Below are 21,538 nucleotides of genomic sequence, written 5' to 3'. Positions count from 1 at the left end.
CTTGGCACACTATTGAGTTCTCAAACAACAAACACTTACCGGTTCTTCACCCACCATTTCAGGCGGTAATATCGTCCAGCGTTATATTCAAATCTTATCACCGTGAATTTCTGAAAGTCAAATCAATTGTTTGTGATTTGGATCAGTATTCTTGGTTCCCATTCTTCAACATCTTTTCCACAGTGACCTGTGTATATCTGTTGATTTTCTGGGGTTTTGTCTCCGATTTACATCCGGTTATTTGTTCCGTTTTGCTCTCGGCGACAAGGAAAAACTATACACAGGTTTTGGGGGTCGTGCAAATCGATGGGGTACTTTGCAACGGTGACCGTGCACACTTAATCTCCAGCGACTGCTTTTAACCCCGGATCTATGCGGATTATGATCAAAAAACGCCCCACAAAACAGCTAAAACTGTTTTGCGGGGCGTTCTATCTGCGCCGTCAGCGACGCTCGAACCTGGTGATTCTCTAGTCCTCGACGATTTCAGCATCGAGCACACGTGGATCATTGGCCGGCAACGAGCTCGGTACAACCTTCGGCATACCAGCGAACGCTACGCTAGCATTCTCGATCACACGCTTTGCCATGAATCGGTTACCCGCTCCACCAATCACAGCGCCGACTCCGAACGGAACCAGACGCCCCATCATGCTGGCAGCTTGGGTGCCGACAACCTTTTGAAAGAATTTCTTCTGCAGGCTGCGCTGCATACTCGCGTAGAGACTGGTGCTCTTATTGGCTCCGAAGGCGTGGGCCCAACCCTTCACCGGTCCCGATCCTCGGCCTGCTGCTTGTGCGGTAAGCCCGGCAATCATTGAGCTACCTTCCTCGCCCATGAGGATACCCATCACCAGAATTCGGGACTGATCGGGATCCTCGATAGCAATACCGTGAAGTTCGGCCAAGCTCTGTGCGTAGAGCGCGGAGGCTTCAAGGAAACCAAGTGTCGCTGCGGCCGAGAGACCTAATGCGACAGCGGTGCCAATGGCTGGCACTGCGGCGGTACCACCCACAGCTGCGCCGGAGCCTGTAACAACTAGAAGATAATCGCGTTCAACGATGGCAGCTAGTTCAGTTGAATCTGCATTCGGGTGTTTCTTACGTAGGCGGTTGATGTACGCAAGTACCAGCGGGCGCTGTACGCCAATGCCCTTCAAAATGGCCTGCTGAACACCATTGCGGGGCTTGCCATCTTTACCGATGAAAGCCATCGAGATTGGATCGTTTTTCATGATGCCTCCAGCTTTCCGCAAAACCCTGAGAGTTACCTTGAGCCTGCCGTGCAGTGCTCGGGTTCGCTGTTTTTCAGTGGATGGTGCATTACTATCTTGTGATAGTTAATCTACAGAAACGTTCAGGCCAGTAAGGGTTACGGCGCGAAGAACTGACCGGCAACCGACCAGAGCGACGCGAGAATACGGACGTTATCGCCCTGCGCGAACGTTTCGTTAGTTCCTAGAACTGAATGTCGGTCCAGATCAGTGATCCGGGTTCTTCGACGATTTCTGGAAGCACTTCATCCAGTGGGGGCTCGCTCTGTTCAATGCGACCCTGACCAACAATCTGCCATGAGGTATCCGGTACCAGGTAGCTTCCCGACTCGTTCAGTGCATCCTCGCGGCCCAGTCCTTTAAGGAAGTGATTGATGCGGGGCTCGCCGGAGGCCTGAAGATTTAGTGCACCAGCGACGACAAATTTCTCGTCCCTGACACCCTTTGCCTGACGTCCCTCGTCGATATGCACGTAGTCTTCACCGTCGAGATAGTCGACGATAACCTTCAACTCGTCACTCTGGCGAGCAGCGGCCACGTCCTGATTCTGATTTTCGGGTTCGGTCTGCGTTGCTATCACGTGTACCCGCTGATTCCGGTACTCGATGGGAATGTCCCACAAGCCGGTATTCATAACAGGCATCGAAGCTGCCAACACACCGTCGAGCTTGGTGTGGTGCAACTGGTTGTTGGCAACATCCTGCCATTTAAGTTTGGATACCGCGGTGACTTGTTCTTCATCTACCGGGTACTTAGAGAGCACAACTACCGAACCCTGCTCTTCAAAGGATCCTTGACCCCAGGCATCTGGAGCTCCACCAATAACACCGTCGGCATTCAGATCCGCACCGCTTTGCAAGCCCTTGGATCCGACAGCCAAATAGGAATACTGGTAGTCCACGTCGGAACGGTCATCTTCGGTGTTATTCAGGTACAGGTCGCGGAAGGTATCCACGGCCACCTGATCTGCATCCATATTAGTAAGGACAACCACGTCCGCATTAGCCTGCGCGATGCTATCAGCGACATGTCCCGCCTGCTGGTTATTTGCCCCCATCAGGTTTTCATTAAGCTTGCCCGGCGCATCAGCGGTGAGGTTTGCTTCGATGGTGGCTACGCGCAAGGAAGTCTGTGACAATGCTTGGGCTGGGATACCGGCGACATCCGTCGGGCCAGTTGGTACAGCCGAGGCGGCGACTGCGGGGAACACAAAAAGCGCCCCGAGGCTCAGGCCTGCTGCTCCAACTAGAATCTTTCGCACGGATCAACCCTACGCCGTACCCCAGCCACTTTTCCAGCACCTTAATCGGATTGTAATGCCAGCGTCGCGGCCGCCAACTTGTTAGCCGCCAAGATCTCTTCCATATAAGGGGCCCGAACCCCCGTGGACACGCGGGCGTCAACTAGGCAAACCCCCTGCGCACCCTGAGCTGCCCAATTGCTCACACCTTCGAAGTCCGCGAGCGTCTCTACCCGCACCCCGGTGGCACCCATTGAACGGGCGATGCTGGCAAAATCGACGGTCGGAATCAGCATCGGGTCAACATGCAAGCCGATCGAGCCGTATTGGTGTACCTCGGCACCGTAGGCGGAGTCGTTGTAAATAACGATCACCCCGCTGGCTACGGTACGGATGATCGACTCCAGATCGGCCTGCCCCATCAGGAACCCACCGTCACCGGCAGCCAGGACAACTGTGCGTCCTTCGGCCGCGGCGCCGGCACCTATCATCGAGGCAATCCCCAGCCCGATGGACTGGAACGCTGTGCCCACGCAGGTCAACGAACGGGCGCCAGTAGTTGACCAATACATGGGGCCCCAACCGATGAAGTGCCCACCGTCCTGGACTAGTACACGCTTGCTGGGCAGAATCTTTTCCAGCTCACTAGCCACCCGACGCGGATCCAACGCTGAATCTTCGGCGATCTCATCGCCGGCCGGGCGGTGACGCAACTGGCTCAGATCCAGCGACGAGCACCAGCTACTTACCGCTGGCTGCACAGCGCCCAGCAGGTCTTCTGCGGCCAGCGATGCATCGGCGGTTGCGAAGTAGTTCACCCGCGGGTTTGTGGCGGCCGGGCCCAGATCAATCTGGATCAGCATCGCCGAATCGCTAACCAACGCGCCAAAGCGCATGGTGAATTGGTTCAGGGAGGCGCCCAAAACTAGCACGGTATCGGCCTGCGCGATGATCTGCGCGTTCACCTCGGTGGCGAATCCGCCGGTGATGCCCAAATCAAATTCGTAGTCCAGTAAGTCTCGGGCCAATAGGGTGCCCGAGGTAGTTGCATCAAGCTTGCGAGCCAGTTTGGTGATTTGCTGCGCGGCGTCGATCGCTCCCTTACCGTAGAGAATATGGGTCCGCTGCGAAGCTTCTAACTGCTCGGCGATCTGCCTTAGCTGTGTGGAGTTCAGCTGAGGCGCCGGCGGGGTGCTCGAAAAATCAGCGAAGTCCGGCGTCGAGTCTTCAACGCATTGAACCGCAGCCAGGTCATAGGGAATGGCCAGCACTACCGGGGTCGACTCGCGCAATGCGTGAGCGGCGGCTTCTAGCGCGGTGTGCCCCGGATTCTGCCGGCTCACCACATACCGTGGTGCGCGAACGCCACCGTCGATCGCGGCCTGATCCACGTCCCAGGAGCGCAGTCCCGTGCTCGGCGCATCACCGGTGACAAAGAGCAGTGGGGTACCGGCGGCAGCGGCCTCGGCCAGTGCGGTCACTGCATTGGTATAGCCCGCACCGTAGGTGGTGGTGGCGATGGCCAGCTTGTTGGAAATCCGGAAGTACGCATCGGCAGCTGCCACGGCGGCCGACTCGTGGCGTACCGCGGTGTAGTCAAAGCCGGTGCGAACAGCGGCGTCAAGGAAGTGGGCGTTACCATTTCCCATCAGTCCGAAAATCTGTGGGGCTACTGGTTTAAGGGCATAGGCAATGGCAGCTGAAACGCTAGACATTATGGACTCTTTTCAAAGAATGGTGCTGAAGAAAATTCCATATATGTCTGCCGTTACCAGTTGCATCTTGGCAACGGGTATCGCCCCTTTTGAGAGCGCCGGAAACCACAAAATGTGACTCCTGACTCACTGATCATAAGGTATGAACGGCCCGTAGCGCTAGATCACGATCGTCCCAAGCAATGACCCAACGCGTCTGCTAGCTCTTCGCTACGGAACCTGTGCCCTAGATCCGTTAGTTTTTTAGGCGTTACGCGTTGACTGGCCAAGGCCAACAGCTCGGCTCCCTGCTTTCCCAGCAAGATCCCGGGAGCAAAGGCGGGCACCGGAAGAATCTCGGGGCGGTGTAGCACCGCAGCCAGCGTCGCCGAATATTCGCGATTGCGTACCGGGGTTGGTGCCACGGCATTAACCGGCCCCTGAAGATTCTCATCCCACAGTGCGCGGTAGTAAATATCGAGCAGATCATCTAGCCCGATCCAGGATTGCCACTGCTCGCCGTTGCCGATCTTCCCGCCGAGCCCCGCTTGGTACAGCGGTTTAAGCAGCCCCAAGGTGCCGCCTCGTGGGCTTTGCACCAGCCCGGTTCGTACCTGCACTCGTCGCATCTGTCCCGATGCTGGTTCGCGCGCGGCGGCTTCCCAATCACGAACTACTTCGGCTAGGAAATCATCGCCTCCACTAGCATCTTCATCCAGCAGGCTCGGCCCGGCCTGGGCCCCATAGATCCCGATGGCCGAGGCGCTGATAAATACCCGCACCCCTGCCCGAGCCGCAGCCACCGCAAGTTTCCGGGTGGGTTCGATCCGGCTTTGTGCAATGTTCCGTCGATGCTTTTCGGTGAACCGGCCAGCGATACTTGCCCCGGCCAGATGGATCACTGCGTCGCATCCGGCCAGCGACTCGTGCGAGGGGTCCTGCGGATTCCAGGTCCGTTCACCGGCACCGGAAGCACTGCGACGCACTAGCCTGATCACCTGATGCCCACCGGCTTCAAGGAAGGCGCACAGTTCTTTTCCCACCAGCCCGCTGGCCCCGGTGACTGCGATTTTTTGGGACTTCACCCCGCGTTGCGTGGCAGCCTGATGGGCGGCGAGGTCTTCAGCGAGCTGCCGATGGCGGTACTCAAGCAAACGCTGGACCGCCGTGGCAGGCAGATTGGTTTCTACGCTGTCACTGACCCGAGTGCGATTCGAATCCAGCGGCTCAAAGTGATGTTCATGTCTCCAGCTCAGGGCTGCAGGTAGCCGCAGTTCATCAACAAACAATCGTTGCGGCACGTAATGCTGCGCCTGATGTTCGGCACGCAGGCGCACCCAGGCCGGCAAACCTAGCACTGCTCTGCCGTCCTTGAGCGATTTAGCTGCGCTAACCGCCGTCACCGGTTGCCATGGTGGCAACAGACGCTGCATGGCCCCGGGATTCTCGTGCCAGGCAAACACCTGCTCAATTGGCACGTTGATTACTGACTCGTGGTTAATAGGCATGGCTCAAGCCTGACACCTTGCCGATCATTCTCCTAGGAACTATCGGCAAAGTATCAGGTTGAACGCCACACCTACCCCTTGACGCACAGGATGGTGCGCAGGTGCCCGACGACCTCCACCAGATCCTTCTGCGCTTCGATGACCTGGTGAATGTCCTTGTACGCGGCGGGAATTTCATCCACGACGCCAGCGTCCTTACGACACTCGATACCCATAGTCTGCGCCGCGAGATCCTGCGCCGAGTACTTCTTCTTCGCCGCGGTCCTACTCATCCGCCTGCCCGCACCATGAGATGCCGAGAAGTACGATCCCGGGTTCCCGCGCCCACGCACAATGTAGGAGCCGGTGCCCATGGACCCTGGAATCAGCGCCAGGTCGCCGGCCCCGGCGCGGATCGCGCCCTTACGTGTGACCAGCAGTCGCTGTCCGTCGATCATTTCCTCGTTCACGTAGTTGTGGTGCACGTTGATCGGCGCATCAAAGAGAACGTCGAGCCCCTCGAAGTGTCGCACCACCGCATCCTTGAATAGCGCGAGCATCAGCGCACGAGACTTCGCCGCATATTCCTGTGCCCACCACAGATCATGCTTGTACGCATCCATCTGTGGCGTACCCTCAATGAACACTGCCAGTTCGCGATCAACCAATCCCTGGTTGTGGCCCAAGGACTTGGCGATGTTGATGTGCCGGTCGGCCAGGGTCTTGCCGATGTTGCGCGATCCGGAGTGCAGGGTGATCCACACCCGATCGTCCTGGTCCAAACACAATTCCAAGAAGTGGTTGCCACCGCCTAAGGTCCCCAACTGCCCGACCGCCTTGTTGCGCAAGCCGTGCACCTTCTCGTCCAGCGACTCAAAGGTCCCAAAGAGCGCGTCCACCCCAGTCTCCATGCCGAATCTGCGCAGATCTGGCAGTTCATCGTGCGCGTTGAAGCCCACCGGTATCGTCGCCTCAATATTGGCGCGCAGCAACTCCAGATCGGCTAACTGATCCGCCCGAATGCTGGTTCGTACCGCGGCCACACCACAACCAATATCCACGCCGACCGCCGAGGGTGAGACCGCCTGATTCATCGCGATCACACTGCCGATCGTTGCGCCCTTGCCCACGTGCACATCGGGCATAACTCGCACGCCGTGCACCCAGGGCAGCTGCGCGACCCGGCGCAGCTGGGCCAGTGCTTCGACTTCTACTTCTTCCTCCGCGGCCCACATCTTCACGCGGTCACGGCTGTCGCTCAGCGCTACTGGGAACGCTGTTGAACGAATCATGATTTATCCCTCTCTCGAAACTTATATTCGAGTTATTTCGCGTCCAATTCCGTTATTTGGCGCGCCAATTAATCCCATGCAATGCATTTGAATGGAAAATAAAAAAGGGAGCCAATGAACCAAGTTCATCGACCCCCGAAGGTTCCGCCCACCTCTTCACCCCAGCCTTCCTTCAAAGGTTGAGATCCAGTCTCAGTTCGAAACTGGTGAGGTCAAAGCGTGATTTATCCGCTACTTTCTGCGGGTAAGAGTCGATATGTGCGCGGTTTGCGGAGTTCCAGCTCATTTTGATGCTGGGTCTCGCGCTTACCGCTAAACAAATACTGGAAGCTGGTGGCTTGCTGCTCATTCAGAGTTTGCTGAGCATTCTTCTTCAACACCGCCACCCTCCTTCAGGATTATTCGCGATCGACAATTACCCTATTTACAATAAAGTACTTTCGAGCAAAATACCACTCGAAACCAAATTATTCTGAAATCTTCCGGCTTTCGCCTCGCCCTTGTAATAACAACCAACGCGACCGCAGTGCTTTAACCCAAAAATCCCGCACATTCACAGTGCGGGATTTTGGTTTGTTCGCCAACGTCTAACTACAGCACCTTCGGGCCGAACTCGGCCAGGAACGCACCCGGGCCCGGATTGGCCTGCGCGTCGCTTCCACCCAGGTGCTGCACGACGCCCCACAGGGCGTTCAACCCGGTGGTCACTGCGCCTTCGGCCCATCCAGCGGTCCACGAAACATCGTCGCCGGCCAGGAAAATGCCGCGGTGTTCGGCGGCCATGTCCTGCTGATCGAAGTGGGTGTACAGGCGCTGCTGGTAGCGGTAGTGGCCGGGCAGGTTGGCCTTAAACGCGCCCATGAAGTTCGGATCGGACTCCCAAGACACGGTGATCGGCTGACCCACAATATGGCTGCGGATATCCACGCCCGGGTAGATCTTCTCCAACGAATGCAGCATCAGTTCCATGCGGCGCTGCGCCGAGAGCGAGAGCCACTTCAGCGCATCGTCATTCCAGGTGTAGGAGAGCAGGATGACCGCCGGCTGATCCTCACCATTATCCAGCAGGTAGGTGGCGCGATTCAGTCGGTCGGTGAGCGTCATCGACATCAGGTGCTCGCCGGTGACCGGGTCGCGATCCTTCCAAAATGGGCGGTCGACCATCACGAAGGTTTTGGAGGACTGCATGTAGTGGCTGCGCTCGATCGCGGTCCACAGTTCCGGGGCGAACAGTTCCTCATCGGTGTCGATCCCGGTGGAGAGCAACCAGGACTGCACGGTGGAGACCACCGCACCAAATTCCTGGGTGCGACCAAAACGTTCAGTCACCTCGATGGTGTTCGCGCCGTCAAACCCGGGGGTGGAAGTGCGGTAGACCTTGGAGACAGCGCCACGCGGGGCACCGCCGTGTAGCGAAGACAGTGAGGTTCCCGCAGGCCAGTGCGCCATCTTTTCGGGCGCATGGTTCCACAGGGCCTCGGGCAGCTTAGCTGCTCCCCCGGTGATACCGCGGTGGTAATCGTCGGCGTCGGTGTAGACCACACGCAGGATTTCTAGGATCGAGTTCGGGAAGTCAGTGTCCCAACCGCCCGAGCCGAAGCCCACCTGGCCAAAGGCCTCGCGGTGTTCAAATCCGGCCTCTTTAAAGGCCTTGGAGTTGGCGATGAAGCCGTAGAAGCTTTCCTCGTCGAACTCTTCAAGCATCGAGTCCCACAGCTTTTTGATCGTCGCGGTGTCGCGCTCGCGGATGGCCTGCTGCATCTGTTCAAAGTGCGCGTCCTCGCGCAGCGCCTGCTTCCACGCGTCGGCCACTTCCTGGTAGAAGACCGGCAGGTCAGCCGGGTCTTCCACGTAGATTTTCTGCCCTTTGAGTTCGATCACCGTGGAGTCGGTAGGTTCGGCCAGCGGGTTAGGGAAGTCGTAGGTATCTAAGTCCAGCAGGTGAATGTAGTGGTACAGCGCTTTGCTGGAGACCGGGAAGCGCATGCCACCCAGATCGCAGGTGATCTGCGGTGCGGCCGCGAAACTTGCGGTACGCAGGCGACCGCCGATCTGATCGGCCTCATACACCACCGGCTTCAGGCCCAGCTTCATCAGCTCGTAGGCGGTGACCAACCCGGAAAGCCCGGCGCCGATCACGGCCACCTCGGTGCCGTAAAGCTTTGGGTCAATAGCGCCCAACCCGGCCGGATTTTCCAGATAGGTGTCGTAGCTGAACGGGAAGTCCGGGTTGAGCATGGTGATTGGTTGTGCGTCGTTCATTTATGAATCCTGGGGTAGTTTGGTCTGGTGGCTGTTGATGTATTCCTGCTTGCTCATCTTCCCGAGCGCCGAGCGTCGCCGTGAGTAGCCGAGGTAAATTCCGATGCCCACCAGCATCCAGATCCCGAAGACCAGCCAGGTGTGCCAAGAGAGCTGAGACATCAAGAAGACGCAGGCGAGCACGCCCAAAATCGGGGTGATCGGGTACAAGGGCACCTTAAAGGTACGCGGGGCCAGTGGCTGCTTGCGGCGTAGATACATCACCGAGATGCCCACCAGCGCAAAGGCGAACAGGGTGCCGATGCTCGTGGCGTCGGCCAGCGCGCCCAGCGGGATAAAGCCAGCGGTGATCGCCACCAGAATACCGGTAATCAAAGTGCCGATTACCGGGGTTCCGGTCCGCGCCGACACCTTACCGAAGGCCGCCGGGACCAGCCCGTCACGCGACATCGAGAGCAGGATGCGGGTCTGCCCATAAAGCACCGTGAGCACCACCGAGGCGATCGCGAGCACCGAGGCCACCGCGAAGACAAGCACCAACCACGGCTGGCCGGTGATTTCGCCGACGATCTGCACCAGCGCCGCTTCCGAGCCTTCAAACCAGGTCCACTTTCGGGCGCCGACCGCGGACACCGCCACCAAAACGTAGGCGATGGTCACAATCAGCATCGAAAGCATGATCGCTCGGGGCAGATCGCGCTTAGGATTTTTAGCTTCTTCGCCGGCCGTGGAGGCAGCGTCAAAACCGATATAGGAGAAGAAGACGCTGGAGGCCGCCGCGGTCACCCCGGCTGCGCCCATGGGCAGCAGCGGCTGGAAGTTGCCGGCATCAAAGGCGCTGAAGGCCACGATCGAGAAGAATACGAGAATGCCGGCCTTGATGATGACCACCACGGTGTTCACGATGGCCGATTCGCACGCGCCGCGCACCAAGAGCAAGGTCGCCAGCACCACAACGATCAGCGCGGGCAGGTTCACCACTCCAGCTTCAGCAGGCCCTCCGGCCAGCGCGTCGGGTAGCCCCAGGCCAAAGGCGCGCAGTGCTTCGTTGACATATTCGCCGGCGCCCACCGCCACCGCGGCCACGGAGACCGCATATTCCAGCACCAGGCACCATCCGCAGATCCAGGCGATACCTTCGCCCATGGTCGCATAGGAATAGGAGTAGCTGGAGCCCGCCACAGGCACCATTCCGGCCATTTCCGCATAGGATACCGCCGAGAGCAGTGCGGTCACGCCGGCGATCACAAAGGAGATCCAGATGGCCGGTCCGGCCACCGGCACGGTAGCGCCGAGGATCACCAGGATGCCGGTGCCCAGGGTGGCACCGACGCTGATCATGGTCAGCTGCCACATGCCCAAGGTTCGGCGTAGGGTGCCTCCCGGTGAGTTGGCTTCGCTCTCGGAGATCATCTGCGAGATCGACTTGCGCCGTCGCAGCTGGGGACCGAGGCCCGTGGCTGGCTGACGCCTGGCTGTACTCGTGCTATTCATCTCGGGTCCTTAGTGCACAGTTAATTTTCTTCCGCCTACAAGCCTAGGTCTGTGATCCGGCTCTCAGCGTAGAAGTTTTGAACTAAAATATTTCTCTATGGGACATTTTGCACCGCAGCTAAACACAACGGACGCCGACACCCCGGGCGTCACCCTAGCTCGCTTCCTGCGCCAGCTGCCTCCGGAAATTACCCTAGTTCACGACGCCGGCGACCGCCCACTGCGCTGGGTCGAAGCCAGCGATATGGACGACCCCACCGACTACCTGATGGACGAGGAAATGATCCTCACCAGTGGCTTCCCACTCCTGGGGCGTGTTGATGATGCGAAGCAGGTTAATGCCTTCATCGCACGCTTGGCCCATGCCAAGGTCAGCGCCCTGGGCTTTGGGTTGGAACCGTATTTCACTTCGATCCCGGTCACCGTGCTCAATGCCTGCCGCCAATACCAGCTGCCCCTGCTAGAAATCCCGGCCAGCGTACCTTTTGCCGCGATCGGCGTCGCTTTTGCCAAGCTCACCGAAGCTGACAGCGCAGCACAACTTCGCGCCAACGCTGAGGCCAACCGCGCCTTAATGCGTTGCCTGACCCACACGGACGCCGAAAGTCAGCTAGTGTCCACGCTGTCTCAGCGCCTGAAAGCCAGCGTGAGACTGCTCGGCGTCGAAGGCCAGATCCGCCACCAGATGACCCTGGCCGAAAGCGCCGAGATCTCCGAGGCGCTCACCTCCAAGCTGTTCGCCGAAGCCAGCACCAGCCAGCAATTCACGATGCACCACGAAGATCAACTGGTTTTCCTCACCTTCCCGATCCGCGCCGCCCTGCCCGCCGGTAACCGCGCACCCTTGTTAGGAGTGTTATCGGTCGGGTTCGCCCATTCCCCCTCGGCCTTCGACCACAACCTGATCACCACCGCGCTGGATCTGTTCGAAGTTCTCGCGCGCGAACGTGCCGCTAGCTCTTCGGCCTCCACCCAGCTGGCTGCAGCGCTACTCTTTGGTTCACGCGTCGCGCTCGATGACTCGGTGTTGCCCTTGCTCAACCTTTCCCTCGGCGAGCGCACCCGCTCCCCGGTTCGTATTGCGGTCATCACCGAGCTGGAGCACTCCAACCCCAAGCAATCCGGCTTCCACTTGGCAAATCTGCAGGCGTTGCTCGATACCCGACTGGTTGCCGAGCGCGAGAATCATTTCATCGCCCTAACCCACGCCGAGCCCACTGAACCCATGTTCGATCGCCTCAAAGCCTCGGGCTACCTCGCCGGTTTCAGCGCGCCGGTCCCCGTGGATCATCGACTCGGCGAGAAGATCGGCGATCTGCGGGCTCAGGCCACTGGGTTGCTGCCGCGCATGCGCGAGGAGCACCGAAGCCTAGACGCCCAACTAGTCTCGCATTCTTTCCTCTCGCTCTTGCCCATGCAGGCCGGCAAGCAACTCGCTCGCCAGAGTTTGGCTCCCATCCTCGATCTACCCGAAGTCCGTCGCGATCTGTATTTAGAAGTTCTACGGGGCTGGCTTGATGCAAACGGATCCTGGGATCAGGCGTCGAAGAACATTGACCTGCACCGCAATTCTGTGCGTCGCCACATCGCTTCCATCGGTGAGGTGCTAAACAAGGACCTAAACCGAGCAGATGTTCGACAAGAGCTCTACCTCGCCTTAACTTTTCTCTCCATGAACTAAACAGCCCAGCGAAATCAAAACAATCTTTTCCACAGTATTCGAAGACATTTTCGAATAAAAGAACTATAATTAGAATATGTCCGAAGCAAAGGCGCGCGGAGGTGGCCTAGACTCAGCAGTAACGTACGAGGATTTTGAGTCCCACGTACTTCAGCTGCAAGATGACCTGACGTGGCTTGAAGACCACGGCAGTAAAGCAGAGTGCCTGCACGCTATTGAAGCGCTTGAAGGCCTCACCTCTTCGGCCGACTACAAGAAGGCCTGCCTGTCTTACCAAGTAGAAAAAGAGTTTGTCCGTGATCATGAAGATCGCGGCGTCAATCTTGATGACCAAACCCGTGGGGCTGCTTCCAGTGTGGCCGTTGCCCGCAAGCAGTCTCCTAAAGGCTTCCGCAATTACCTAGTCAATTGCCGTGTCCTCATGGAAGACACCCCAAATTTAGCGACTGCGTTCTCACGTGGTGAATTCACCGAGGCCCACATGTTTACTATTCTCAACGAACTGCAGACCATCAAAGCTCAGCGTCGCACGGAATTTGATGAGCTCTTCGCCGCCAACCCAAACATGTTTGAGGGTATGGGGCGCAACCGAATCAAGGACACTGTCCGCAACTTCATTCTCTCTTTCAATTCCGACCCTGTCTCCAAGGACCATAAGACTGTCGAAGAACGCCGCTTCGCTCGGATGTTTGTCGACAAGGAGACAGGTTGCGTAAAGCTATCGGCCCAGCTCCCATTGATTAGCGGAATGGGGCTGAAGAACTACATCTACAAAGAATCTCGAAAGCTCAAGAGAAAGGGCGACGAGCGCACTCTGGATCAGATCAGAGCGGATCTTCTCACTGGTTATATGGTCGTCGATGCACCCTCGAAGACTCCAATCAATTTGCAGGTTGGGGTCATCATGACTGATCGCGCATTATTCCAAGGTGAACGAGAGCCTGCATTCCTCGAAGGCTACGGATACATGCCGGCGCAGGAAGTCCGTGAATGGATCAGCGGCCATCAAATCGTGAACGAACTGACGTTCGAAGAAATGGAAGCAAAACTCACTCCGGAACATATTGAACAAATCGAAGTTCGCACCGAACTCGCTAGGATCTACACGGCACCTGGCGACCAGGATTTGATAGCTATGGATTCTAAGGCGCGCATCTTCCCGGAGAAGCTCAAGAAATTCATCAGAGTTAGAGACCGACATTGTCGGACTCCATTTTGCGACGGAATTGTCGAAGAAGCAGACCACGTGAAGCAGTATGCGCGGGGAGGAAAGACCAGCGTTTGGAATCGCCTTGGTCGTTGCGAGGTGTGCAACAAAGCCAAAGAAGCCACTGGTTGGTACGAATTTACGATGCTCAAAGGCCCACACTCAATGCTCATGTGCCCTGGCTCATCGACAACCTATAAATCTACCGCTCCACCGGCCACGGGATACGTGCACAAATCATTCCCGCAACTGATGGCTGACTCCAATTGGTTCAAAGACCTCAAATCAAACTTGAACCCACCTCGGTCACCAGATACCAAAGCAGCATAAAGGTTCACTGGCTCCTTGCGGTACTTCCGTGCGCTACTTACCTGCGGAAGTACCCGAGGACCACTGCGCGTAAAGGTCTACTCTGGCTTCAGCCAAGTACGGCACTTCAGTTCTGATCGTAGCTAGCGTACTCACATCAATGTCTGCCGCAAGAAGTTCCGCATCAGGACCGCCTTGGGCCAATATGCTGCCGTCAGCACCAGCGATCACGCTTGTCCCCGCGAGTTCAAACCCGGCTTCGGTACCGCTGTGGTTTGCGTACGCGATGAAAAGCTGACTCTCCATGGCGCGGGTCGGGATCAAACGAGTACAAACTTGCTCATATCCCCGTCCCATAGCGGTAGGAACAAGCAACAGCTGCACCGAACGTCGGGAAGCTTCACGGACAACTTCTGGGAATTCCACGTCAAAGCAGATCACCATGCCCAGCGTCGTTCCTCGATATTCAAAGGACGCCGGAGGGTTGGTTCCGGCGATAAACACCTCATGTTCTTCAGGGCCGAAGAGCTGCACTTTTTGATAATGAGCTAGCTGCTCACCCTGATGATCAACAAAAGTAGAGGTGATCAACCAACCGTTGTCCGTAACCTCAGGAAGTGAATAGACCAGGGCTATCGAGTGCTGTGCAGCAATGCGGGACAACCGCTCACGCACGTCAGGCAATGCGGACACATCAAGTGAATCACGTAGGACATAGGGCGCGTAGCCCACAGTAAAAAGCTCGGGTGTGAGCAAGATTTTTACGTCATCCGCGGCAGCACGCTGCGCAGCTTGATCTATGGCGTCGAGATTACGCTCAATCCCTAAGACCTTTGCTTCGGCCTGCATTACAGCGATGCGCATCTGGCTCCCTCCGAACATAGTTGATGGATAGGATTAACCCTATTCTGAACACAGCTTCATGCGACTAGGGTATTTGGTACCGAAGCCGCTCGGAAGAGTACTTTTCGCACCACAAGCAAAAGCCGCAGTTAATTGCTAGCGGCGTCGGCAAGGAGTTCTACCACGTGGCGGTATTCCTTACCGGTGGCACGCGACATCCCTAGTTCGCAGGTGCGGTTGCACGAGGCATGAGCCTGCGCATCTAGCTCGCGGACCTCCGCAGCTTCGCGCGCGGTAGCCGAATCAGTCAGTTCCGGATGCAGCATGCCGCGGTCCCCCGCAAAAGCACAGCAGCCCCAGTTCGCAGGAATATTCACACTTTGTGCCACCGTCTCAGCAATCTTCTGCAGATCCGGATTCAGCCCCATTTGGGTTGACGAGCAGGTGGGATGCAAGGTGAGCGAGGAAATCTTTTCGACTGCCGGCAACTTGTCCAGAAGGTGCTTTGAGGTAAAGGCCAGCAGGTCGACCACTTCATAACCGTGTTCCTCCAAGGTATGCGCGAAGCCCTCGGTGCAGCTTGAAGCGTCGGAGATGATCGGAAGGTTTTTGCCCGGCATAGCTGAGCGCACTTCATCTAGCACCCGATCTGCCATCGCTTCGTGGCCATCGGCGTAGCCCTTGGAAGTCCACGGGGTGCCACAGCAGGTGGACTCGATACCTTCTGGAACGAAAACCGAAACGCCGGCAGCATGCAACAGCTTGGTAAAAGCAGAAGCCACGCCTTCGCCGTCACCGGCCGGACCAAACATCGAGTTCACGCAGGCTGGTAGGTAGATGGCCAGCGGCTCGGTGTCGGCCGCGCCCAAGTTGCCAGCCAACGGTTTGCGCGCCTTGCCACCTGCGGGAAGATCCGCGTCGTAGCGTGGCATGACGTCGGTGCTGACCACTTTGCGGGCGACATCGGTGACTGTTCGAACCAGCGGAGCGGGGAACTTATCGGCAACACTTAACGCCATCGAACCAACACGAGTGGCCGGCCCCCAACCCTTGGCTGCGGCCTTGAAGCCGGCGGCGAGGACCGGATGCGCATCCTCACGACGTAGACGCTTGACCAGCAGACCTGTATTGATACCCACCGGGCAAGCGGTAACACACATGCCGTCCACAGCGCAGGTTTGCACTCCGTTGTACTCGTAGTCCCGCTCAAGCTCAGTGGCCAGCTCGGTATTGCCTTCAGCCTCAGCCTTGGCGATAGCACGGCGCACCACGATGCGCTGGCGCGGGGTGAGGGTCAGGTCCTTGGATGGGCAAACTGGCTCGCAGTAACCACATTCCACACAGCGATCGGCTTCCACCTCGATGGTCTGATTGAGCTTGATGTTCCGGATATGTGCGGCGTGGTCTTCGTCGATGATCACACCCGGATTCATCATCAGGCGCGGGTCGCAAGCGCGCTTAAGTTCTAGGTGCACTTCGTAGAGTTCGTCCCCGTACTGGGCGCGGACAAATGGCGCCATGGCGCGGCCGGTTCCATGTTCGGCCTTGAGGTTTCCGTCCTTGGATAGGATCAGCTCGACCATTTTGTCGTTAAAGGAGTTGTAGCGGTTCAGCGCTGCGTCGCCCTCAAAACGGTCGGTGAGCATGAAGTGGATGTTGCCATCCTTGGCGTGGCCGAAGATCACCGAATCTTCGTAGCCATACTCGGTGAACAAACCCTGCAGACTATCGCAGGTTTCGGCCAGCGCTTGAACCGGGACGACGACGTCTTCGAGCAGCGCGGTAGTGCCCGTTGCACGGGCGCCGGCTACCGAGGCATACAGGCCCTTGCGGAATTTCCACGCGGCCTGGCGATTTTTTGCATCTTGGGTGAGCATCGCTGGGGCGCGCAAGGCGGCCGAGTCCAAAAGACGCTGGCCTGCGGTTTGTAGTCCGGCAAGCTCTTCGGCGTTATCGGCGTGGTATTCGATCAGTAGCGCCGCCTGTTGCTCGACGTCAAACCCCATAATGGCATCAGGGACACCAGGCAGTTCTTGGCCTACGCGAAGCGAGGTTGAGTCCATCAACTCTAATGTGGCCGCACCGGAATCTAACAGTTCGGGCAGCGCACGGGTGGCCAAATCTAGATTGTCGAACACAGCAAGGGTGGCGATGGCCAGCTTGCGAATCGGCACAGTCCGGAAAACCGCCTCGGCGACAAAGGCCAGGGTGCCTTCGGAGCCGATGATCAGATGGGCCATCAGCTCGGCCGGTGTCTCGAAGTCAAGGAAGGCGTTGATGCCATAACCCATGGTGTTCTTCAGTGCGAAATGCTTTTGAATTTTGGCCACCGAGGCCGGATTATTGCGCACACGTTCACTTAGGCGGTCCAAGGTGGCGACCAGCTCTGGTTCTGCTGCTGCCAGCTGGCGGTCGGCGTCCGGATCGGCAGTATTGATCATGGTGCCCGAAGGCAACACGAAGGTCATCGACTCTAGGGTGCGATAGGTATTAAACTCAGTGCCGCAAGCCATGCCAGAGGAGTTGTTGGCGATCACGCCACCGATGGTACAGGCTGCCTCGCTGGCCGGATCCGGACCGAGCTTGGTGCCATAAACGGCCAAGCGGGAGTTCACTTGGCGGACGGTAGCGCCAGGTTGCACGCGCACCCGCGCACCGTTATCGAGCACCTGGATGTCGCGGAAGTTGCGGCGCACATCGATCATCAGCCCATCACCGCTGGCTTGGCCGGCCAGTGAGGTACCCCCGGAGCGCAGGGTGACCGGTTGGTTGTTATTGGCGGCCGCGCGCAACAAGCCGGCAACTTCGCTGGCGTCCTTGGCCAGGATCACCGCCTGTGGGGTGTAGAGGTAGTGCGAGGCATCGGAGGCATAAGCGACGCGGTCGATGGAGCGGGTTTTGACGCGTCCCGCATCGCTCACGAGGTCAAGGATGCTCGATGATACCTTCGGTTCACCGAGTGCTGGCGTGCTCAAAACCATGGTGCGCTCCTGTGCGTCTGGCAGTTAATTACTGCGCAAAAAGAAAATTGTCTAACAAGTACACACCCCATCTTAGTACGTTTCATGGGATACTTGAACGGTTATTTTCTTGAAGCTCGAAAGGATTGATGTGGCGGCCCGTTTAGGCGTAGTTTCGGTGGTGCAGGCCGTCATCAATTCATTGCGCGCCCGAATCTTTAGCGGTGAGCTAGCCCCGGGCATGCCGCTAGGCGAAGTGGACGTCGCCTCGCACTACAAAGTGGCCCGCCCCACCGCTAAGGCCGCGCTGGAAAACCTAGTGGCCAGCGGGCTATTAACCCGCAACGCACATCAAAGTGCCCGGGTCACGCGCCTATCCTCGGCCGATGCCCGGGACATCTACCGCACCCGCGCCATTATCGAAGCCGAAGCGGTGCGCCTAGTGGCCAGCACCGGGCAGGTTCCCGATGCCGCGCGGAAAGCCAACGCGGAAATTACTGCGTTGAGCCAGGCGTCGCCGGTCCAGATCGTTGATCCCGATGTTCGCTTTCATACCGCCTTGGTACAGGCCCTGGATTCTAGTCGTACTAGTGCGATCTACGGCCAGCTCAGCGACGAAATTCGCTTGTGCATGACCCAGGTGCAGGATGCGACGCTGCTGAACACCAAAGACATCGCCGACGAGCACGCTCGGTTACTAGATTTGATCGCCGCCGGTGACGCTGAAGGTGCTGCAGCAGTGTTGGCTGCTCATCTGGAGAATGCCAGCGCGCGACTCGCGGATCATTTAGATAGCCTCCAGCAACCTTAGCCATATTTCGCTGATCGTCGGGTAGGCCGGCACCGCATGCCACAAGCGTTCCAGTGGGACTTCACCAACGATGGCGATGGTCGCCGAGTGCAAAAGTTCCGCGACGCCCTGGCCCACAAATGTGGCACCAACAATCACCGAACGATCCTGATCGATGACCAGCTGTGCGCGTCCGGTATACCCCTGGGCATGAAGGCTCGCGCCGGCTACGTGGCCAATGTCGTAGGCGACGGTTCTCAAATTTACCCCAGCTGCTCGAGCCTGGGCTTCGGTCAGGCCGACCGCTGCCACTTCCGGATCGCTGAAGATCACTCTAGGGACGGCATGGTGATCGGCGGTGGCGGCATGCCGGCCCCAGCGATCAGTTGCCAGCGCGGCGCCATGATGACGTGCAGCGATGGCCTCACCGGCGACGCGTGCCTGATATTTTCCTTGGTGGGTGAGCAGTGCGCGCCCGTTGACATCTCCTGCGGCATAGAGCCAATCAGTCCCGGTGACGAGCATGGTGTCATCAACTTCGAGGTTGCTATCTACTCCGAGCGCCTGAAGCCCCAATCCGTAGGTGGCAGGAATGCGACCGGTGGCAACAAGAAGTTCCTCGGCATTCAGCTGGATTCCATCGTCAAGGTCGATATGTACATTCCCATGCTCGTCGCGAGCCACCTTGGTGGCGGACACCCCGACAAGCAAGTTAACCCCGGCTTCTTTCAAGGCGGCAGAAACATACTGCCCTGCGAAGGGTTCTTCCTTGCCAAGAATCGCTCCGCGGGATATCAGCGTTACCTTCGATCCCAGCGATGAATAGGCGAAGGCCATTTCGGTCCCGGCCACGCCGCCACCGAAGATCACCAGCCGGCGAGGTACATGATGTGCCGCGGCGGCTTCCCGCGTTCCCCACGGAGCAGCTTCGGCCAGCCCAGAAATATCCGGCATCGTAGGAACAGAGCCGGTGGCCAGCGCCACCGCTGTGGCGCTAAAGGTTAGACCATCCACCTGCACGCGGCCGGGAGACTGCAGCTTCCCACGGCCACGGATCAAGGTAACTCCAGCAGATTCCAACCAAGAAACTTGCCCGTCATCCTTCCACCCGCTGGTAAAAGAGTCGCGTCGAGCAAAGACCGCGCTAGCATCAAGTTTTGCGGTAACTGCCTCGCGCGCACCGGGAACTAGTCGCGCCGCGCGAAGCGCCTGTCCGCTACGCAGCAGGGCTTTGGACGGCATGCAGGCCCAGTAGGAACATTCTCCGCCGACCAGTTCGGACTCGACGATCGCCACCCGCAGGCCACCACGGGTGGCGTAGTCAGCGATATTTTCTCCAACGGGGCCAGCACCGATCACTATCAGATCGAAGTCGTTCATGCGTTAACCTTTCGTAGCTTGACACTTAGGCGGATGGCGGAGATCAGGAAGAAGATCGCGCCCAAGGTTGCGTAGCCTGCCGCACCGCTCATCGATGCCTCGCCCTTCAGGCCCTGGAGGATGAAGCTGGTACCGGCGAGTACCGAGATGCCGCCGGAAAACATTTGTGCGACCTGACCTCCGGCCTTGCGGTTGCGGATTGCGGTGATCAATTGCGGGATACCGGCGACGATCGCCCAAATACCCCAGACGGCGAGCGCCGAGGATACCGAGGCTGAGGAGCTAACCCCCAGCGCGATAGCGATGATGAGGCTGAGCGCCACCGAGATCCATTCGATGATTTTTTATCGATCGGCATCAGGATCTGCGCGCAGTTGCCAAAGCACGGCGCCCGCGTCGAAGGCCGGGTAGAGCACCAGCAACCCGGTGAGCAATGCGCTTGGCTCGGTGGACATGGCCACCGTGGAGAACATGACACCTACCCAGATTATGGCGAAGGCGAAGCGGATGAAATAGAGGGAACGAAGTTTGTGGGCGTAGCTCATGGTTCTTCTTTCTGGCCCGTGAACTGTGTAGAGTAACTAGTTCGTCTACATGCTTAAGGTAGACTACTTCGTATACCAGCGCAAGCACTCGAAGATCCGAAAGGTTGTTATGCCAGCCAAAACTACGGCCACACCGACCCGTCAAAGGATTCTCGATGCAGCCAATCGGCTCTTTTATGCGCAGGGTATCCGAGCCACCAGCGCGGACAAGATTATTGAAGAAGTGGGCATCACCAAGGTGACCTTCTACCGCCATTTCCGCAACAAGAACGAGCTAGTCGTTGCCTACTTGCAGGCGCAAGCCCAGCAGGAAAGTAGCTGGTTCTCCTCCATGCACAACCCGAAGGATCCGCTCGGCTCGCTCGAAGCAGTTGCCGCCGGAATCGGGACGGCCAGTTGCGCACCAGGGTTCCGTGGTTGTGCGTTCATCAACGCGGCCGCCGAATATTTCGACGCCGGCGATCCCGTGCGCGAAGTGGTGGACGCGCACCGCGGCTGGATGCTTAACGAATTCGCCGCCATTGCCAGTGATGCTGGGGCCGAATACCCTGCGCAGGTGGCACGCCAGTTGATGCTGTTGCGCGACGGCGCCATGGTCAATGGCTACTTGGGAGAAGCAGCCGAGGTGGCCGGTGCGCTAGCAGAAGCGTTCAGCACGGTACTCTCGGCTGCCATTGCCTAGTTTTCTGGTTCAAAGCCGATCAGCCAGTGCACACCATAACGATCTCGCACCTGCCCATCGGTAGCGTTCCACGGTTTTGCGGACAGCGGGTCGATCACTTCCCCGCCCACGCCCAGCTTTTCGAACCACTCGCGTAGCACCGCCGGTTCATCGGTCCCCAGCAACGAAAGCATCATGCCTTCGGCACGTAGTGGCTGATCGCCCGCCGAGGCATCGGCACCACCAAGGCACACCACACCATTGAGTTCTCCGTGTGCGATTCCCTGCGGGTCACCATCGGTACGGTTAAACTCCTCGCGCGTGTACAGGGCAAGTTCTCCGCCGAAGATCTGCGCGTAGAAGTTCAGTGCTTCTCGGGCATTTCCCGGAAAGTGGATATAAACCTTGGGACCTCGCAC

The 21,538-nt window shown here is 58.2% G+C and carries 19 protein-coding genes; 5 read left to right on the top strand and 14 right to left on the bottom strand.

Annotated features, from left to right (window positions below):
• On the top strand, positions 1-362 hold a 362-nt coding region (locus FJV47_RS16580; protein WP_235026381.1), incomplete at its 5' end, for a hypothetical protein.
• A 108-nt stretch (positions 363-470) separates the two neighbouring features.
• Here FJV47_RS16580 and FJV47_RS06545 read toward each other — a convergent pair.
• The 8 genes from FJV47_RS06545 to FJV47_RS06510 all read right to left on the bottom strand — a co-directional run bounded on the left by FJV47_RS06545 (position 471) and on the right by FJV47_RS06510 (position 10,743).
• Positions 471-1,235 (bottom strand): hypothetical protein, encoded by a 765-nt coding sequence (locus FJV47_RS06545; protein ID WP_159611252.1) that lies wholly within the window; start codon positions 1,233-1,235, stop codon positions 471-473.
• Positions 1,236-1,458: 223 nt separating this feature from the next.
• Positions 1,459-2,535 carry an endonuclease/exonuclease/phosphatase family protein gene (locus FJV47_RS06540; protein ID WP_159611250.1) on the bottom strand — a complete coding sequence of 359 codons (1,077 nt, stop codon included), beginning with the start codon at positions 2,533-2,535 and terminating at the stop codon, positions 1,459-1,461.
• Between the two features lie 41 nt (positions 2,536-2,576).
• Entirely contained in the window at positions 2,577-4,229 is a 1,653-nt protein-coding gene (locus FJV47_RS06535) for a thiamine pyrophosphate-binding protein (RefSeq protein WP_159611248.1), read from the bottom strand.
• Positions 4,230-4,393: 164 nt separating this feature from the next.
• Positions 4,394-5,716 (bottom strand): TIGR01777 family oxidoreductase, encoded by a 1,323-nt coding sequence (locus FJV47_RS06530; RefSeq protein ID WP_159611246.1) that lies wholly within the window; start codon positions 5,714-5,716, stop codon positions 4,394-4,396.
• Positions 5,717-5,787: 71 nt separating this feature from the next.
• Positions 5,788-6,987: an RtcB family protein gene (locus FJV47_RS06525; protein ID WP_159611244.1), complete on the bottom strand. Its 1,200-nt coding sequence runs from the start codon at positions 6,985-6,987 to the stop codon at positions 5,788-5,790.
• A gap of 224 nt (positions 6,988-7,211) precedes the next feature.
• Positions 7,212-7,367: a hypothetical protein gene (locus tag FJV47_RS06520; RefSeq protein ID WP_159611242.1), complete on the bottom strand. Its 156-nt coding sequence runs from the start codon at positions 7,365-7,367 to the stop codon at positions 7,212-7,214.
• 211 nt (positions 7,368-7,578) lie between these two features.
• Positions 7,579-9,249 carry an NAD(P)/FAD-dependent oxidoreductase gene (locus tag FJV47_RS06515; protein ID WP_235026380.1) on the bottom strand — a complete coding sequence of 557 codons (1,671 nt, stop codon included), beginning with the start codon at positions 9,247-9,249 and terminating at the stop codon, positions 7,579-7,581.
• Entirely contained in the window at positions 9,250-10,743 is a 1,494-nt protein-coding gene (locus FJV47_RS06510; RefSeq protein WP_159611240.1) for an amino acid permease, read from the bottom strand.
• Positions 10,744-10,840: 97 nt separating this feature from the next.
• On the opposite strand from FJV47_RS06510, the gene FJV47_RS06505 reads away from it, so the two are divergent.
• Positions 10,841-12,424: a PucR family transcriptional regulator gene (locus FJV47_RS06505; RefSeq protein WP_159611238.1), complete on the top strand. Its 1,584-nt coding sequence runs from the start codon at positions 10,841-10,843 to the stop codon at positions 12,422-12,424.
• A gap of 76 nt (positions 12,425-12,500) precedes the next feature.
• Complete coding sequence (locus FJV47_RS06500) at positions 12,501-13,961, top strand: HNH endonuclease (protein WP_159611236.1); 1,461 nt, start codon at positions 12,501-12,503, stop codon at positions 13,959-13,961.
• A 33-nt stretch (positions 13,962-13,994) separates the two neighbouring features.
• Here the strand turns inward: FJV47_RS06500 and FJV47_RS06495 are convergent, their stop codons facing one another.
• Both FJV47_RS06495 and FJV47_RS06490 read right to left on the bottom strand, forming a co-directional pair.
• The gene (locus FJV47_RS06495; RefSeq protein WP_159611234.1) at positions 13,995-14,804 is read right to left on the bottom strand and encodes a nitrilase-related carbon-nitrogen hydrolase; all 810 of its coding nucleotides are present in this window, start codon (positions 14,802-14,804) and stop codon (positions 13,995-13,997) included.
• Between the two features lie 128 nt (positions 14,805-14,932).
• Complete coding sequence (locus FJV47_RS06490; protein ID WP_159611232.1) at positions 14,933-17,764, bottom strand: FAD-binding and (Fe-S)-binding domain-containing protein; 2,832 nt, start codon at positions 17,762-17,764, stop codon at positions 14,933-14,935.
• Between the two features lie 109 nt (positions 17,765-17,873).
• On the opposite strand from FJV47_RS06490, the gene FJV47_RS06485 reads away from it, so the two are divergent.
• A complete protein-coding gene (locus tag FJV47_RS06485) occupies positions 17,874-18,554 on the top strand; it encodes a GntR family transcriptional regulator (protein WP_235026379.1) in 681 nt (226 codons plus the stop codon).
• On the opposite strand, the gene FJV47_RS06480 is transcribed toward FJV47_RS06485, so the two are convergent.
• The 3 genes from FJV47_RS06480 to FJV47_RS16570 are packed head-to-tail and all read right to left on the bottom strand — an operon-like array spanning position 18,531 to position 20,458.
• Complete coding sequence (locus tag FJV47_RS06480; RefSeq protein ID WP_159611230.1) at positions 18,531-19,913, bottom strand: NAD(P)/FAD-dependent oxidoreductase; 1,383 nt, start codon at positions 19,911-19,913, stop codon at positions 18,531-18,533. The genes FJV47_RS06485 and FJV47_RS06480 overlap by 24 nt on opposite strands.
• On the bottom strand, positions 19,910-20,236 hold the full coding sequence (locus tag FJV47_RS16575; RefSeq protein WP_235026378.1) for a DUF308 domain-containing protein: 327 nt from the start codon (positions 20,234-20,236) through the stop codon (positions 19,910-19,912). The genes FJV47_RS06480 and FJV47_RS16575 overlap by 4 nt, the downstream gene beginning before the upstream one ends.
• A 21-nt stretch (positions 20,237-20,257) precedes the next feature.
• Complete coding sequence (locus FJV47_RS16570) at positions 20,258-20,458, bottom strand: hypothetical protein (protein ID WP_235026377.1); 201 nt, start codon at positions 20,456-20,458, stop codon at positions 20,258-20,260.
• A 49-nt stretch (positions 20,459-20,507) separates the two neighbouring features.
• Between FJV47_RS16570 and FJV47_RS06470 the strand changes: the two genes are divergently transcribed.
• The gene (locus FJV47_RS06470; RefSeq protein WP_235026376.1) at positions 20,508-21,140 is read left to right on the top strand and encodes a TetR/AcrR family transcriptional regulator; all 633 of its coding nucleotides are present in this window, start codon (positions 20,508-20,510) and stop codon (positions 21,138-21,140) included.
• Here FJV47_RS06470 and FJV47_RS06465 read toward each other — a convergent pair.
• A complete protein-coding gene (locus FJV47_RS06465; RefSeq protein WP_159611228.1) occupies positions 21,137-21,538 on the bottom strand; it encodes a VOC family protein in 402 nt (133 codons plus the stop codon). The genes FJV47_RS06470 and FJV47_RS06465 overlap by 4 nt on opposite strands.

The organism is Glutamicibacter sp. JC586 (genome assembly GCF_009805585.1).
Taxonomy (GTDB): domain Bacteria; phylum Actinomycetota; class Actinomycetes; order Actinomycetales; family Micrococcaceae; genus Glutamicibacter.
This window is presented reverse-complemented; position numbering and strand designations above follow the sequence as displayed.

Coding starts and splice junctions, on each gene's coding strand:
- FJV47_RS06545 (WP_159611252.1), bottom strand. CDS start 1,235: ATGAAAAACGATCCAATCTCGATGGCTTTCATCGGTAAAGATGGCAAG.
- FJV47_RS06535 (WP_159611248.1), bottom strand. CDS start 4,229: ATGTCTAGCGTTTCAGCTGCCATTGCCTATGCCCTTAAACCAGTAGCC.
- FJV47_RS06530 (WP_159611246.1), bottom strand. CDS start 5,716: ATGCCTATTAACCACGAGTCAGTAATCAACGTGCCAATTGAGCAGGTG.
- FJV47_RS06525 (WP_159611244.1), bottom strand. CDS start 6,987: ATGATTCGTTCAACAGCGTTCCCAGTAGCGCTGAGCGACAGCCGTGAC.
- FJV47_RS06515 (WP_235026380.1), bottom strand. CDS start 9,249: ATGAACGACGCACAACCAATCACCATGCTCAACCCGGACTTCCCGTTC.
- FJV47_RS06510 (WP_159611240.1), bottom strand. CDS start 10,743: ATGAATAGCACGAGTACAGCCAGGCGTCAGCCAGCCACGGGCCTCGGT.
- FJV47_RS06505 (WP_159611238.1), top strand. CDS start 10,841: ATGGGACATTTTGCACCGCAGCTAAACACAACGGACGCCGACACCCCG.
- FJV47_RS06500 (WP_159611236.1), top strand. CDS start 12,501: ATGTCCGAAGCAAAGGCGCGCGGAGGTGGCCTAGACTCAGCAGTAACG.
- FJV47_RS06495 (WP_159611234.1), bottom strand. CDS start 14,804: ATGCGCATCGCTGTAATGCAGGCCGAAGCAAAGGTCTTAGGGATTGAG.
- FJV47_RS06490 (WP_159611232.1), bottom strand. CDS start 17,764: ATGGTTTTGAGCACGCCAGCACTCGGTGAACCGAAGGTATCATCGAGC.
- FJV47_RS06480 (WP_159611230.1), bottom strand. CDS start 19,913: ATGAACGACTTCGATCTGATAGTGATCGGTGCTGGCCCCGTTGGAGAA.
- FJV47_RS16570 (WP_235026377.1), bottom strand. CDS start 20,458: ATGAGCTACGCCCACAAACTTCGTTCCCTCTATTTCATCCGCTTCGCC.
- FJV47_RS06470 (WP_235026376.1), top strand. CDS start 20,508: ATGCTTAAGGTAGACTACTTCGTATACCAGCGCAAGCACTCGAAGATC.